This window comes from Variovorax brevis (genome assembly GCF_030317105.1).
GTDB classification, from domain to species: Bacteria; Pseudomonadota; Gammaproteobacteria; order Burkholderiales; family Burkholderiaceae_C; genus Variovorax; species Variovorax brevis.
Genome location: NZ_JASZYG010000010.1, coordinates 75,686 through 89,355, shown reverse-complemented (window position 1 = coordinate 89,355; position 13,670 = coordinate 75,686). Strand labels below are relative to the sequence as shown.

14 protein-coding genes are annotated in these 13,670 nt (G+C 64.8%); 8 read left to right on the top strand and 6 right to left on the bottom strand.

Going from position 1 to position 13,670, the window contains the following annotated elements:
* The first annotated feature begins 36 nt into the window (after positions 1 to 36).
* The 5 genes from QTI66_RS27335 to QTI66_RS27315 all read left to right on the top strand — a co-directional run bounded on the left by QTI66_RS27335 (position 37) and on the right by QTI66_RS27315 (position 5,614).
* Entirely contained in the window at positions 37 to 1,083 is a 1,047-nt protein-coding gene (locus QTI66_RS27335) for a TRAP transporter substrate-binding protein (protein ID WP_286563312.1), read from the top strand.
* A 226-nt stretch (positions 1,084 to 1,309) separates the two neighbouring features.
* Complete coding sequence (locus QTI66_RS27330; protein WP_286563311.1) at positions 1,310 to 1,834, top strand: TRAP transporter small permease; 525 nt, start codon at positions 1,310 to 1,312, stop codon at positions 1,832 to 1,834.
* An 82-nt stretch (positions 1,835 to 1,916) separates the two neighbouring features.
* The gene (locus QTI66_RS27325; protein ID WP_286563310.1) at positions 1,917 to 3,218 is read left to right on the top strand and encodes a TRAP transporter large permease; all 1,302 of its coding nucleotides are present in this window, start codon (positions 1,917 to 1,919) and stop codon (positions 3,216 to 3,218) included.
* A 14-nt stretch (positions 3,219 to 3,232) separates the two neighbouring features.
* Entirely contained in the window at positions 3,233 to 3,652 is a 420-nt protein-coding gene (locus QTI66_RS27320; protein WP_286563309.1) for an acyl-CoA thioesterase, read from the top strand.
* A gap of 159 nt (positions 3,653 to 3,811) precedes the next feature.
* Positions 3,812 to 5,614: an NAD(P)/FAD-dependent oxidoreductase gene (locus QTI66_RS27315; RefSeq protein ID WP_286563308.1), complete on the top strand. Its 1,803-nt coding sequence runs from the start codon at positions 3,812 to 3,814 to the stop codon at positions 5,612 to 5,614.
* 160 nt (positions 5,615 to 5,774) lie between these two features.
* On the opposite strand, the gene QTI66_RS27310 is transcribed toward QTI66_RS27315, so the two are convergent.
* The gene (locus QTI66_RS27310) at positions 5,775 to 6,512 is read right to left on the bottom strand and encodes an SOS response-associated peptidase (RefSeq protein ID WP_286563307.1); all 738 of its coding nucleotides are present in this window, start codon (positions 6,510 to 6,512) and stop codon (positions 5,775 to 5,777) included.
* Between the two features lie 62 nt (positions 6,513 to 6,574).
* Between QTI66_RS27310 and QTI66_RS27305 the strand changes: the two genes are divergently transcribed.
* Positions 6,575 to 6,862, top strand: a complete 288-nt coding sequence (locus QTI66_RS27305) for a hypothetical protein (protein WP_286563306.1) — start codon at positions 6,575 to 6,577, stop codon at positions 6,860 to 6,862.
* Positions 6,863 to 6,865: 3 nt separating this feature from the next.
* On the opposite strand, the gene QTI66_RS27300 is transcribed toward QTI66_RS27305, so the two are convergent.
* The 4 genes from QTI66_RS27300 to QTI66_RS27285 form a co-directional block, all read right to left on the bottom strand.
* Positions 6,866 to 7,717 (bottom strand): class I SAM-dependent methyltransferase, encoded by an 852-nt coding sequence (locus tag QTI66_RS27300; RefSeq protein WP_444815054.1) that lies wholly within the window; start codon positions 7,715 to 7,717, stop codon positions 6,866 to 6,868.
* A gap of 99 nt (positions 7,718 to 7,816) precedes the next feature.
* Positions 7,817 to 8,782, bottom strand: a complete 966-nt coding sequence (locus QTI66_RS27295; RefSeq protein ID WP_286563305.1) for a Bug family tripartite tricarboxylate transporter substrate binding protein — start codon at positions 8,780 to 8,782, stop codon at positions 7,817 to 7,819.
* A gap of 49 nt (positions 8,783 to 8,831) precedes the next feature.
* Positions 8,832 to 9,200, bottom strand: a complete 369-nt coding sequence (locus QTI66_RS27290) for an AtuA-related protein (RefSeq protein ID WP_286563304.1) — start codon at positions 9,198 to 9,200, stop codon at positions 8,832 to 8,834.
* Positions 9,197 to 10,576 carry an acyclic terpene utilization AtuA family protein gene (locus tag QTI66_RS27285; RefSeq protein ID WP_286563303.1) on the bottom strand — a complete coding sequence of 460 codons (1,380 nt, stop codon included), beginning with the start codon at positions 10,574 to 10,576 and terminating at the stop codon, positions 9,197 to 9,199. Before QTI66_RS27285 ends, QTI66_RS27290 begins: the two co-directional genes overlap by 4 nt.
* 77 nt (positions 10,577 to 10,653) lie before the next feature.
* Here QTI66_RS27285 and QTI66_RS27280 point away from each other — a divergent pair, with 77 nt between their 5' ends.
* On the top strand, positions 10,654 to 11,568 hold the full coding sequence (locus QTI66_RS27280) for a LysR family transcriptional regulator (RefSeq protein WP_286563301.1): 915 nt from the start codon (positions 10,654 to 10,656) through the stop codon (positions 11,566 to 11,568).
* Between the two features lie 2 nt (positions 11,569 to 11,570).
* Here the strand turns inward: QTI66_RS27280 and QTI66_RS27275 are convergent, their stop codons facing one another.
* A complete protein-coding gene (locus QTI66_RS27275; RefSeq protein WP_286563300.1) occupies positions 11,571 to 12,302 on the bottom strand; it encodes an SDR family oxidoreductase in 732 nt (243 codons plus the stop codon).
* A 139-nt stretch (positions 12,303 to 12,441) separates the two neighbouring features.
* Here QTI66_RS27275 and QTI66_RS27270 point away from each other — a divergent pair, with 139 nt between their 5' ends.
* Positions 12,442 to 13,668 (top strand): dienelactone hydrolase family protein, encoded by a 1,227-nt coding sequence (locus tag QTI66_RS27270; protein ID WP_286563298.1) that lies wholly within the window; start codon positions 12,442 to 12,444, stop codon positions 13,666 to 13,668.
* Positions 13,669 to 13,670: the final 2 nt, after the last annotated feature.

Sequence of the window (13,670 nt, the reverse complement as noted above, 5' to 3'; positions counted from 1 at the left end):
TCACTGTTCCAACGACCCCTGCCAGGAGACCTTGACATGACCATGCCCCGCCACAGAACCTCGACGACCGCCCGCGCCGTGCTGGCCATAGCCGCCACGCTGGCGTTGGCAGCGTCGCCCGCAGGGGCGCAGGACAAGCCGGTCAACCTGAAGATGTCGAGTTGGGTGCCGGCGCAGCATCCGCTGAATCCTTCGCTGCAGGCATGGGCGGACGACATCAAGAAGGCATCGGGCGGCACCATCACGGCCACGCTGTTTCCGTCGGAGCAACTGGGCAAGGCCTTCGACCACTACGACATGGCGCGCGACGGCATCGCCGACGCGGCCTACATCAACCCCGGCTACCAACCCGGCCGCTTCCCGATCATGGCCGGCGCGTCGCTGCCCTTCATGTTCGCCAACGCCAAGGGCGGCACCGCTGCCATCGACGCGTGGTATCGCCAGTACGCCGCGAAGGAAATGAAGGACATCAAGTTCTGCTTTGCCTTCGTGCACGACCCGGGTACTTTTCATGCGCGCAAGAAGATCACCCTGCCCACCGACATCAAGGGCATGAAGGTGCGGCCGGCCACCAGCACCATCGGCCAGATGATCACCTCGCTGGGCGGCACCAACGTGCAGGCCTCGGCCCCCGAGTCTCGCGACATGCTGGAGCGCGGCGTGGCCGATGCCATCACCTTTCCGTGGGGTTCCATCAGCCTTTTCGGCATCGACAAGGTGGTGAACTTCCACATGGACGTGCCGCTGTACGTCACGCCTTTTGTGTGGGGGCTCAACCAGGGCAAGTACGACAGCCTGTCGGCCGCGCAGAAGAAGGTCATCGATGACCACTGCACGAGCGAGTGGGCAGAAAAAGTTGCCGCGCCGTGGGCTGAATTCGAAGCTGCGGGCCGCGCGAAGATTGCGGCGTTGCCGGGGCATGAGGTGTACAAGCTCACGCCCGATCAACTCGCCGCATGGCGCGCGGCCGTTGCGCCGGGCGAGGCCACTTGGGCCGAAGGCGTGAAGAAGGTGGGCGCTGATCCGAAGGCCGTCATGGATTCGCTGAAGGCCAGCTTGGCAAAGAGCAACTCCGCACTTTGATGTTCGCGCGTGGATCTCCCTCCCCCTGCGGGGGAGGGTTGGGGTGGGGGCACGCGGCGGTTGATGGCAGACGCTGCGTACTTATCGACTGCCCGGTGCCCCCATCCCAACCTCCGTGCTCGCAGCCAGAGGCTGCGGCTCTTCGACCTGTCCGGTTCCGCACAGGCGGAACCGGAGCCGCAGGTCTCAGCCCCGAAGGGGGAAGGAGTAAATACGGGAGCAGAGGATGACGCGTCGCCCCGTCAACGCGATGGACCGCATCATCAACACCATCGAATGGCTCGCCGCCATGTTCGTTGGCATCGTGGCGCTCAACATCTTCATCGCGGTGGTGCTGCGCAAGTTCTTCAACACCTCGATTCCCGACGCCTACGATTTCGGCCGCATGCTGCTGGGCATCCTGATTTTCTGGGGCATCGCGGCGACCAGTTACCGCGGCGGGCACATCACGGTCGACCTCGTGTGGACGGCGGCCGGCCCGCGCATGAAGCGCGTCATCGACGTGTTTGCCACGCTCGTGCTGCTCTTCGTGGTCGCGGTGCAGACCGCCACGCTGTTCGACAAGGTCCGCGGCACCTACACCGACAACGTGCAAACCTTCGACATGAACATCCCCGTCTGGCCTTTCTATGCCGTGGCGTGGACAGGCGACGTGTGCGCGGTGTTGCTCATCGCCATTCGCACCTGGCGGCTCATCTTCCATCCCGAGTTGCTGCACGACGAGAAGCCTGAACAGAAGGTTGATGAATGACGAGCATCGCCGGACCGCTCCAGGATGCGAGCGCCCCCTCGGGGGGCAGCGAGGACACGCAAGTGCCGAGCGTGGGGGCCACATGAGCACTGATGCGATCGCCGTTCTGGGCTTCGTGGTTCTTTTCGTACTGATGCTCTTGCGCGTGCCCGTCGGCATGGCGATGGGCCTCGTGGGCGTGACCGGCTACGCCTGGATCGTCGGCCCCGGCCCCGCATTGAAGCTGGTCGGCCAGACCTCGATGCGCACCGTCACCGACTACACCTTCGGCGTGATCCCGATGTTCATGCTCATGGGCGCCTTCGTGTCGGTGTCGGGTGTGAGCCGCGAACTCTTCAAGGCCGCCAACTCCATGATCGGCCACCTGCGCGGCGGGCTTGGCGTGGCGACGGTGCTGGCATGCGGCGGCTTCGCGGCCATCTGCGGATCGTCGGTGGCCACGGCGGCCACTTTTTCGGCCGTTGCGTATCCGGAGATGCGGCGCTTCAACTATCCGCAGTCGTTCTCCACGGGCGTGATTGCCGCCGGCGGCACGCTGGGCGCGATGCTGCCGCCTTCGACGGTGCTGGCCGTCTACGCCATCCTCACGCAGCAGGACATCGGCAAGCTCTTCATGGCCGGCATCGTGCCGGGATTGCTGGCGATGCTGATGTACGTCATCACCATCGCCATCATCGTGCGCGTGCGGCCGGGCTGGCTGCCGGCCGGCGAGACCAAGCCCTGGCGCCAGCGCGTGCTCGACCTGAAGGACGTGTGGGCGCCGCTGGTGCTGTTTCTCTTCGTCGTCGGCGGCCTGTATGGCGGGTTCTTCACGCCGACCGAAGCCGGTGGCGTGGGCGCGAGCGGCGCCTTTCTGCTGGGCCTGATCCGCGGCAAGCTCAACGGGCCAAAGATCCGCGAGGCGCTGCTCTCGGCCACGCGCACGGCAGCGGCGGTGTTCACGGTGCTCATCGGCGCGCTGCTCTTCGGCTACTTCCTGACCATCACGCAAAGTCCGCAGAAGCTCACCGAGTTCCTCACCGGCCTGGGCATCGGGCGCTACGGCGTGCTGGCGCTCATCATGCTGATGTACCTCGTGCTCGGCTGCCTGATGGACGCGATGGCGATGATCATCCTCACGGTGCCGATCATCTTTCCGGTGATCGTGCAGCTCGGCTTCGACCCGATCTGGTTCGGCATCATCATCGTGATGACGGTGGAGCTGGGGCTCATCCATCCGCCCGTGGGCATGAACGTGTTCGTCATCAAGAGCGTGGTGAAGGACGTGAGCTTCACCACCATTTTCAAGGGCGTGCTGCCCTTCGTGGCAACGGACCTCATTCGCCTGGTCATCCTGATCACCTTTCCGGTCATCGCGCTGTGGCTTCCCTCGCAAATGCGTTAGCCTCCCGGCCACATATGACCACCAAGGAAATCATCTACACCACGCGCGTCGAGTTCGGCGACTGCGATCCCGCCGGCATCGTCTGGTTTCCCAACTTCTTTCGCTGGATCGACGCGGCCTCGCGTCACTTCTTCGTGGAATGCGGCGTGCCGCACTGGAGCGAGACCGCAAGAACGATGGGCGTGATCGGCACGCCGCTGGTGGACACGCACACGCGCTTCGTTTCCACCGCCAGTTATGGCGACACCTTGAACATCGTGACCACCGTCAAGGAATGGCGCAGCAAGAGCTTCGTGCAGGCCTATCGCGTGATGCGCGGCGACGCGCTCATCCTCGAATGCGAAGAGGTGCGCATCTTCGGCGGCAAGCGGGAAGACGGCAGTTTGCGTGCGATGCCGGTGCCTCCCGAGATCCAGCGACTCTGCACGGCCTGACGCCCGGCCGATGAAGTGGGCGGCCCCTTCGGGCAGCCATCCACAAAACAATTTCTTGCGTCTCTAATTCAAGTGTTGGACTACGCTCGCGAGCGGTGCTTTTGCGCCGGGGTTGCGTGCGCAAAAAGGCCCAGCCAACAAAGAACGGAGACACACGGAATGCTTGAAACGATCACCGATCCGACCCAGGCCGCCAAGACCTGGTTTTCCGACTTTGGCGACGCGCTTGCCAAAGGCGACGTCGATGCCGCAGTCGATCTCTTCGAAGCGGACAGCTATTGGCGCGACCTCGTCGCCTTCACCTGGAACATACGAACGCAGGAAGGGCCCGACGCCATCCGCGCCATGCTGAAGGCGCGCCTCGCGGACGTTGCGCCGTCGAACTTCGCCATCGAAGGCGATGCCACTGAAGCCGATGGCATCACCGAAGCATGGTTCACCTTCGAGACGCGCGTGGCGCGCGGGCGCGGCCATGTTCGGCTTCGCAATGGCAAGGCATGGACGCTGCTCACGACCATGACCCAACTCAAGGGCCATGAAGAAAAAACCGGCGAGCAGCGCATCAAGGGCGCGGAGCACGGCCAGTTGCCGGGACGCAAGACCTGGCTCGAAAAGCTGGAAGAAGAACGGCAGACGCTGGGCTTCACCAAGCAGCCCGAAGTCGTGATCATCGGCGGCGGCCAGGGCGGCATCGCGCTCGGTGCGCGCCTGCGCCGGTTGGGCGTTCCGACCATCATCGTGGAGCGGAACGAGAAGCCCGGCGACTCCTGGCGCAAGCGCTACAAGTCGCTGTGCCTGCACGATCCGGTGTGGTACGACCACCTGCCCTACCTGCCCTTCCCCGACCACTGGCCCGTGTTCTCGCCCAAGGACAAGATCGGCGACTGGCTGGAGATGTACACCAAGGTCATGGAGCTCAACTACTGGGGCTCGACCACCGCGAAGAAGGCGCGCTTCGACGAAGCGAAGAAGGAATGGGAAGTGACCGTGGAGCGCGACGGCAAGGACGTCGTGCTGCGGCCCAAACAACTGGTGTTCGCGCTTGGCGTGTCGGGCTATCCAGTCGTTCCCGAGATTCCCGGCGCGGAGAACTTCAAGGGCGACCAGCACCATTCCAGCAAGCACCCCGGCCCCGAGGCCTACAAGGGCAAGAAGTGCGTGGTGCTGGGCTCCAACAATTCGGCGCATGACATCTGCGCAGCGCTGTGGGAGAACGGCGCCGACGTGACGATGATCCAGCGCTCATCCACGCACATCGCGCCATCGGATTCGCTGATGGAACTGGCGCTCGGCGGGCTCTACTCGGAGCAGGCGGTGAAGAACGGCATCGACCATCACAAGGCCGACCTGATCTTTGCGTCGGTGCCCTACAAGATCATGCATGCGCTTCAGATTCCCGTTTACGACGAGATGAAGCGGCGCGATGCCGACCTGTACAGCCGCCTTGAAAAAGCAGGCTTCATGCTCGACTTCGGCGTCGACGGTTCGGGCCTGTTCATGAAGTACCTTCGCCGCGGCTCTGGCTACTACATCGACGTGGGTGCGTCGGAGCTGGTGGCCAACGGCAGCATCAAGCTCAAGAGCGGCGTGAACATCGAGCGCGTCAATGAGAGATCAGTCACCTTGACGGACGGCACCGAGTTGCCCGCCGACCTGCTGGTGTATGCCACGGGCTACGGCTCGATGAACGGCTGGCTTGCCAACATCATCTCGCCCGAAGTGGCAGACAAGGTCGGCAAGTGCTGGGGCCTGGGCTCCGACACCCCCAAGGACCCCGGTCCGTGGGAAGGCGAGTTGCGCAACATGTGGAAGCCAACGCAAGTCGACCAGTTGTGGATCCACGGCGGCAACCTGCACCAGTCGCGCCACTACTCGCAGTTTCTTGCCTTGCAACTCAAGGCACGAATGGAAGGCATCGACACACCGGTGTACGAGCGGGCACCGACTTACCACCGACGCTGATCGCCGCCCGCAGGAACGGAACTCGAGACGAACTGTCCCCGTCCGACGTGGACAAGCTTGTGGACAACCACCATGTGATCGTCCCAAAGCCTTGTCCCACAAGGGCTGGCAATGGATTGCCTCCTTTAGCAGCACCTCGTCGCAAGCTGCACTCGACGTCTCAGAAAAGGGAACCCGTGTCGGGTACCTTCTTCGCCGGCGGGGCCTTTTCGGGCAGGGGCTCCGGGGTCATGTCGATGCGGTCGGCGGGGTAGAGGTTCATGAAATCCATCGACTGCTCCGGCGTTGCATCGAGCCATTGCGCGTACTGCGCTTCCGGCAGGATGACGACCATGCGCTTGTCCTGCGCGTCGGGCGCGAGCTTGGGGTCGTAGCGGTGCATGTGCTTGAACTGCGGGTGCTCGTCGGCGTTGACGGTGAGCATCGCGAAGCTGGTGAGCCATTCACCGGTCGGCGCGCGCCACGGTTGCCACAAACCTGCGACACCGAAGGTCTCGTCGTTGGCGGCCGCAAAGCGTGTGGGCACATGCTTGCCGCTGCGCCAGTCGGGTTCGTAGATGGCCTCGCACGGCACGATGCAGTGGCGCGCCTTCGCCCATGCGCTCTTGAAGCTCGGCAATGTAGCCACTGTTTCGGTGCGCGCGTTATAGGTGCGCACGCCGTACTTCAAGTCCCTGGCGAAACCCGGCAGCAATCCGAAGTGCGCCATCACCGCCTCGAATGGCGGCACCGCTTCGTCACCCGAACTGCGTTCAGGCGGACGGCGCACGATGGGTGCGAGTTGCGTGGGGTACACATGCGAGGTACCGCGCGGCGCCTCCCAGTTGGGCGGCAGCACGATGCCATAGTGCTTGAGGTAATAAGCACGTCGACGTTCGCTGATGTAGTGGCTGCACATGGGGAACTGATCTCCTCGTGGCTTCGTTCGGGCTTGCACGCAAGTCTATGCGGAGGCCGCGCATGTCCAGGCGCGATACTCGCGGCATGAGCGTGCAAGCATTGAAGTCTTCTTTTGGCAGCAACTGCCATTGGTGTGGCCTGCCGATGGACTTTGCGGAACCCCGCAGCCAACCCGATTCGGCCACCATCGAACATCTGCTGGATTCCACTTTCGGCACCGTGCGCAAGCAGAAGCACCGCCGCCTCTCGCACGCCATCTGCAACCAGACGCGCAACGAATTCAGGCTGCAGGCGCAGCGGCAGTTCGAGCTGTGGATTGCGCAGCGGGTGGGTGACCGGAAAGCGTGAATCTCAAGGCTTGACGAACTTGAGCACGAACTCGTCTTTGGGCTGGGGCGGCTCTGGCGTGTTCCGGTCGCGCGGATCATTGGGATTGCGCAGGAAATTGCCTTCCGCCACCAACCTGAACCCCACGCTTTCCACTTCCTTGCGCAGAAAAGCCTCTTCGATCCGGTGCAGCGTGCCCGACTCGCTGATGCCGGTGCCGGGACGGCCCGCGTGGTCCGCAACGACGAAGATGCCGCCCGGCTTCAGCGCGCGAAAGATCGCCCTGTCCATCTGCATTCGATCCACGCCCATGAACCCCATGTCGTGGTAGTTGAACATCAGCGTGACCAGGTCGAGCCCGCCATTGGCGACGGCCGCAGGCACCGGGTCTTCAAAGCGCTGCGGCACGGCGACCATCGGCGCCGCGGGAACGTTGGCACTCTTGAGCCGCGCACTGCGATCGGCCAGTGCCACAGCCGATGAGGGACGCGCCCCCGTCGGCGCCGCAGGCGCGGCGGCGGCAGGCGGCATCGCGGCCGGATTCGAGACTCCTTCGGGCGCGGATGGCGCCGGTGTCGCGCGGTTCGGATCGCGCTGTGGCATCTGTCCATACACCGTGCCCGTCGGGCCTATCGCGCGCGCCAGCAACTCCGTCGTGTAGCCGCCAGCCGCGCTCACATCCAGTGCCACCATGGCGGGACGCACGCCGATGAAGACGAGCATTTGCTCGGGCTTGCGGCGGATGTCGTTCGTGCGGTCGGCGGCGGTGCGGTCGGGGCTGGTGATGATCCCTGCAATCTGCTGGGCCGAAATCGTGGGGGCGAGACCTGCGGATGGACTCGTCGCGCAGGCGCCCACGAGGATCGGAGCCACCAAGAGCAAAACACGACCCGCTGACTTGAAGCAAGCTTGAGCAGACATCCGCATCACCCGTTCCTTTCGTTGAACCGGGTGCATTCTGCGCGCGCTGTTCGACTATTCCGCCTCGATCGCCGCAGCCTTGACGATGCGGCCCCACTTCTGCGACTCCGCAGCCTGGAACTTCGCGAGCCCCTCCGGCGTTGTGGTGAACACTTCCGTGCCCGTCGGGTCGTAGAACGCCTTCCTGGCCGCTTCGCTCTTCGCGGCCTTTACCAACAATTCGTTCAGTCGCGCGATGACTGCGGGCGGGGTCTTGGCCGGCGCATACGCGGCGAACCAGTAGCCCATTTCGTAGCCCTTCACGCCAGCCTCTGCAATCGTGGGCACCTCGGGCGCCAGCGGGGAGCGCTTGTCACTCGAAACACCCAGCGCACGCAACTTGCCTGCCTTGATCTGCGGCAGGCCGGTGGCCGCGTCGGTGATCATCATGTTGATCTGGCCGCCCAGCAGGTCGGTGACGGCGAGCGTATTGCTCTTGTAGGGCACGTGCAGCAGCTTGATGTCCGCCATCTGCTGCAGCAGTTCGCCCGCCATGCGGCTGGATGAACTGCCGCTGCCGAAGCTGTACTTGCCCGGCTCCTTCCTGGCCAGCGCGACGAACTCGGCCACTGTCTTGGCAGGGAACGCCGGATTGACCACCATGATCTGCCCGCCCTTGCCCAACGCTGCAATCGGCGCGAAGTCTTTCACCGGATCGTAGGGAAGCTTCTTGAACAGATGCTCGTTGGCGGCATGCGTGGTGTTGGTGGTGATGAGCACGGTGTAGCCGTCCGGCGCGGCCTTGGCGACCTGCTGTGCGGCGATGAAGCCGCTCGCGCCGGCCTTGTTGTCGACGATGACAGGCTGCTTCGACTCAGTCGAGACACCATTGCCAAGGGCACGGGCAATCTGGTCCGTGGCCGTTCCCGCCGCGAAAGGCACCACGAAGGTGATGCTCTTGTCGGGAAAGGCCTGTGCCTGGCCAAGCAGCGGCGCCATGGCGAGTGCGGCAGCCAGCGCAACGAGGGGAAAGCGATTCATCGTATGTCTCCAGAGGGGTTTGAGTGAAATGGAAAGAGGCGTCCCGCGGTCAGCCCTCATCGGGGCCGGTGAGCAGATGCCGGAGTTCTTGCGGCACGCGAATGCGCAGGTCGAGCAAGAGAAAGGACAGGGTCTTGCCGTGCGTGTCCAGGTTCAGCGCATCGTTGACGCCGCCATCCAGCACGCCGTCGAGCACGAAATTCATGGCGTGCAGATTCGGCAGCAGGAAGCGCTGCACGCGCGTGGGGCGGCGAAACTGGAACTGTGCCGCCACCGCCTCAGCCGTCACCTGTTCGACCAGCAACGGATACAGCGCTTCGTGCCATGCGATCACGCTGATGTTGGAGCGGTCGCCCTTGTCGCCCGTGCGGCCGTGGGCAGCGCGATAGAGCGGAACCATCCCGATGTTCGTGTTCATACGGCCTCCTCGACGCGCTCGAAGCCCACCGGCACGGCATCGCGCGGCAGCAGGCACGAGATGGTGTTGAGCCGCGGCGTGAGCGTGGTTCGCACGCCGCCGCCGCCCGCTGGGCCGCAGGTGTAGAGCGCAGTCACTTCACGCGCCAGGCGCTCGGCTTGCGCGCGATCTTCATGCGTCGCCGCGACACGCAGGCGTACATCGCGCAGGCCCGCATCGGGCGTTGCCGCGAGTGCGCGTCCGGCATCGTCGCCCAGGATGCTGATCGCACCGATCAGGTCCACGCGCAGCGACAGGCCTTCCAGGCGTTGCCGCAGCACATCGGCCGCGAGTCGGGCGCGAGCTTCGGCACGCGGCCCGGCATAGGAGATCTCGCCCTCGGCCAGCCATCCGCCTTCGTGGCAGACGTTGACCTTGTAGTCGCCGGGCCGCGCATGACCCTGCACGCCGGACAAGGCCACGCGATCCGTCCCCACCACACGCACCTCGGCTTGCGAGATGTCGGCAACCACATCGGGCGTCAGGTAGGCGAAGGGGTCGTGCACTTCGTACAGCAGTTGCTCCTTGACGGTGGCCTCGGTGACAAGTCCACCCGTGCCGTCGGCCTTGCCGATGGTGCAGTGGCCGTCCGCATCGATCTCGGCGATGGGAAAGCCGACGGCCGCGAGCCCCGGCACGTCCTTGAAGCCGGGGTCGGCGAAGTAGCCACCCGTGACTTGCGCACCGCATTCGAGCAGATGGCCGGCCATCGTCGCGCGTCCCAGGCGTGGCCAGTCGTCGGCGCGCCAGCCGAAATGCGACATCGCCGGCCCCACGGTGAGCGAGGGGTCGGCCACGCGGCCACAGACCACGATCTGCGCGCCGGAATCGAGCGCGGCAGCGATGGGCTCCGCGCCGATGTACGCATTGGCGCTGACGAGGCGGATGCCTTCCATCCGTGTGCCGAGTTCGCGCCGAAGCAGCGCAAGATGTTCTGGTGACGACAGGTCGTCGCCTTCCACGACGGCGATGTGCGGCGCCGTGGCACCCAGTTCGCGCGCCATGCGGGCAATGTGGCGCGCTGCCGCGCGCGGATTGGCCGCGCCGAAGTTGCTCACGATGCGGATGCCATGCGCCAGGCATCGCGCCAGCACCGGTCGCAGCATCGCGTCCAGCAAGGGCTCGTAGCCCGCCTGCGGATCGGCGCGCCGACGCAGTTGCGCCAGTGCCAGCGTGCGCTCGGCCAGCGTTTCGAAGATGAGAAAGGCGCGCTGGCCGGCCGGGCCGCTCTCCAGCCGGCGGATGAGCGTGTCCACGACGGGGCCCGCCGCATCGGTCCGGTCTCCGGAAAAACCGGCAGCGCATCCAACAAGCAGCGGGGGAAGATCTGTGTGCATGGCCTGCACTCTAGGCGTGGCGTGGTGATCCGTAAAATCGAAAGTTCAGATCAATTCATCTGGATTTCAAATAGCCAATGAAAACACCTGATCTCTCGTCACGACAACTGCGGGCCTTTCTTGCCCTGGCCGACCAGCGCAACTTCACGCGGGCGGCGCAGACCTGCCACCTGTCGCAGCCGGCGTTCAGCGCGCTCATCCGCGGACTGGAAGACGCATTGGGCACGCGCCTGTTCGATCGCGACACGCGCAGCGTGCTGCTGACGCCAGAAGGCCGGCTGTTCGAAGGCTCGGCGCGGCGCCTGCTGGACGACCTTGGCAGCGCCGTGAATGACCTGGCCGACCATGTCGAGCGGCGCAAGGGCCGCGTGCGCATCGCCGCCCTTCCCTCATTGGCCGCAGGATGGCTGCCCGGTGTGTTTGCGGAATTCATGCAGGCATGGCCCGGCATCACCATCGACCTGAACGATGCGTTGTCGGACGCCTGCGTGGCGCTCGTTCGCGGCGGTCACGCCGACTTCGCGCTCGCCGCCGCGGGCGCCGCCGCACCCGCCGACAGCGACCTGCGCAGCCGCAAGCTGTGCAGCGATCGCTTTTATCTGGTATGCCGCGCCGACCATCCACTGGCCAGCGAGCCACGCCTGACCGTCAGAAAAATCGCGCCCTGGCCCTTCATCCAGATGGCGCGCAACAGCAGCGTTCGGCAGGCGCTGGATGCGGCACTACATCCCTTGCGGCTCAATGCCGTCTTCGAGGTGGAACACCTTGCAACCGTCATGGGGCTGGTCGAGGCGGGGCTGGGCGTCAGCGTGGTGCCGGCCCTGACGCTGTTCCACTTCCGGCGCGAAACGCTGGTGACGCGTCCGATGCCATTGCCTTCGTTGACGCGAACCGTCTACCTCATCCAGCGGCGTGAAGGCAGCCTCTCGGTCGCCGCGCAGGCGATGCACGATCTCATCGTGGCGCGCCTGAGCTCGCTGAAGTTCGATTGAGCCTATTGGGGCAGGTACTTTGCAAGCTCGCGCTCGATGCTCTTCGGGTCAGTGGCCATGCCGGCGTTGATCCACGCGGCGAAGTCGCCCACATAGACCTCTTCGTCGCCCTTCTCCAGGCCCGCGAGCACGGCCTTGGCGACTTCCGCGGGCGACGACATCGGCCCCTGGAAGTCCTTGCTCATGTCGGTGTCGACCGCGCCCGGCATCACTGCCACGACCAGCGTGCCTTGCGCCGCGAGTTCGGCGCGCACGCCTTCGGTCATGCGCAGGCCTGCGGCTTTGGCGGCGCACAGCGAACCCATGCCTGGAATCGTCGCCTTCGCCAGGATCGACAGCATGTTGACGATGGCTCCCTCGCCCTTGAGTTGCGGCGCAAAGGCGCGGCACATCGCGAGCGTGCCGAGGTAGTTGGTCGTGACCTCGGCCTGCGCGTGCTCCAGCGAGCCTGCCGACAGAAAGCCCTGGTGCCGGTTGATGCCCGCGTTGTTGACGAGCAGGTTGACATCGGTGCAGCGCGCCTTCACGGCGTCGATCTGGTCCGCGCGGGTGATGTCCAGGTTCATGAGTTCGAGCCGGCCCGGATCCGACTTGGCGAGGTCTTTCAACGCCGTGGTGTCGCGCGCCGTGGCGTAGACCTTTTTGGCGCCGGCGGCCAGCAGGTGCTGCACGAGTTCCAGGCCGATGCCACGGTTGGCACCGGTCACGAGGGCGATGGAGTTCCGGATCTTCAAGATGGATCTTTCTTCAGGGGATTGGCTTGGCGCAGCGCTGTACGACCGTGTGGCAAGCAGTTTTCATTGTCCGCCAAAACTACTTTACGTCTAAACTATATGGGCGTAATGTTTAGCACCCCACTCTGGAGAACCCTACATGGCAGGTCAGTACATCGACATGAAGGCCGCTGACGGCAGCGGCACGTTCCGCGGCTATCTCGCGGTGCCGGCATCGGGCAGCGGCCCGGGCCTGGTGATTGCGCAAGAGATCTTTGGCGTCAACAAGACCATGCGTGACGTGGCCGACTACTACGCCGAAGAAGGCTACGTGGTGCTGGTGCCGGACATCTTCTGGCGGCAGGAGCCGAATGTCGAACTGGGCTACGCCGAAGCCGACTGGCAACGGGCCTTCGGCTTCTACCAGGGTTTCGACGAAGCCAAGGGCATGGAAGACATCCAGAGCGCCATCACGGCGCTGCGCGCCCGCCCCGAAGTCAGCAACAAGAAGGTCGGCGTGCTGGGCTTTTGCCTGGGCGGCAAGCTGGCCTACCTGGCCGCCACCCGCACGGACGCCGACGTGTCCGTGGGCTACTACGGCGTGGGCATCGACGCTGCGCTGGCCGAGGCGGACAAGATCAAGAAGCCGCTGGTGCTGCACATCGCCGAACTCGACAAGTTCTGCCCACCCGAGGCACGCGACGCCATCGTCAAGGCGCTGAGCAACCGGCCCAACGTCACACTGTACGTCTACCCCGGCCAGGACCACGCCTTTGCGCGCGTCGGCGGCGAGCACTATCACAAGCCGTCGGCGCTCATGGCGCATGAGCGCAGCATCGGCGCGCTGAAGGGCGCGATGGGCCCGCACTACAACCTGTCGGCGTTGTGGGACAAGCATTGCGAATACGAGTTCGGCACGCGCAACGTCGACGACACCATGAGCACCATGGTGGCCGAGCCCTATGTGAACCACATTCCGACGATGACGGGCGGCGTGGGCTGCAAGCAGTTGCACCGCTTCTACAGCGACCACTTCGTCAACAGCAATCCGCCCGACACCGCGCTGGTGCCCATCTCGCGCACCATCGGCGCGACGCAGGTGGTCGACGAAATGCTCTTCACCTTCACGCACACCACCGAGATCCCGTGGATGCTGCCGGGCGTCAAGCCCACGGGCAAGCGCGTCGAAGTGCCGCTGCTCGCCGTCATCAAGTTCCGGGGCGACAAGCTCTACCACGAGCACATCTATTGGGACCAGGCGAGCGTGCTGGTGCAGGTCGGCCTGCTCGACCCCAAGCTGGTGCCGGCCGCAGGCGTGGAAACCGGCCGCAAACTGCTCGACGAATCGCTGCCGTCGAACACGCTGATGCCGGAGTGGAAGGCCTGATT

What these genes read in the sequence shown, in the direction of transcription:
- QTI66_RS27335 (WP_286563312.1), top strand. Translation starts at nt 37, where the DNA reads ATGACCATGCCCCGCCACAGAACCTCGACGACCGCCCGCGCCGTGCTG.
- QTI66_RS27330 (WP_286563311.1), top strand. Translation starts at nt 1,310, where the DNA reads ATGACGCGTCGCCCCGTCAACGCGATGGACCGCATCATCAACACCATC.
- QTI66_RS27325 (WP_286563310.1), top strand. Translation starts at nt 1,917, where the DNA reads ATGAGCACTGATGCGATCGCCGTTCTGGGCTTCGTGGTTCTTTTCGTA.
- QTI66_RS27320 (WP_286563309.1), top strand. Translation starts at nt 3,233, where the DNA reads ATGACCACCAAGGAAATCATCTACACCACGCGCGTCGAGTTCGGCGAC.
- QTI66_RS27315 (WP_286563308.1), top strand. Translation starts at nt 3,812, where the DNA reads ATGCTTGAAACGATCACCGATCCGACCCAGGCCGCCAAGACCTGGTTT.
- QTI66_RS27310 (WP_286563307.1), bottom strand. Translation starts at nt 6,512, where the DNA reads ATGTGCAGCCACTACATCAGCGAACGTCGACGTGCTTATTACCTCAAG.
- QTI66_RS27305 (WP_286563306.1), top strand. Translation starts at nt 6,575, where the DNA reads ATGTCCAGGCGCGATACTCGCGGCATGAGCGTGCAAGCATTGAAGTCT.
- QTI66_RS27295 (WP_286563305.1), bottom strand. Translation starts at nt 8,782, where the DNA reads ATGAATCGCTTTCCCCTCGTTGCGCTGGCTGCCGCACTCGCCATGGCG.
- QTI66_RS27290 (WP_286563304.1), bottom strand. Translation starts at nt 9,200, where the DNA reads ATGAACACGAACATCGGGATGGTTCCGCTCTATCGCGCTGCCCACGGC.
- QTI66_RS27285 (WP_286563303.1), bottom strand. Translation starts at nt 10,576, where the DNA reads ATGCACACAGATCTTCCCCCGCTGCTTGTTGGATGCGCTGCCGGTTTT.
- QTI66_RS27280 (WP_286563301.1), top strand. Translation starts at nt 10,654, where the DNA reads ATGAAAACACCTGATCTCTCGTCACGACAACTGCGGGCCTTTCTTGCC.
- QTI66_RS27270 (WP_286563298.1), top strand. Translation starts at nt 12,442, where the DNA reads ATGGCAGGTCAGTACATCGACATGAAGGCCGCTGACGGCAGCGGCACG.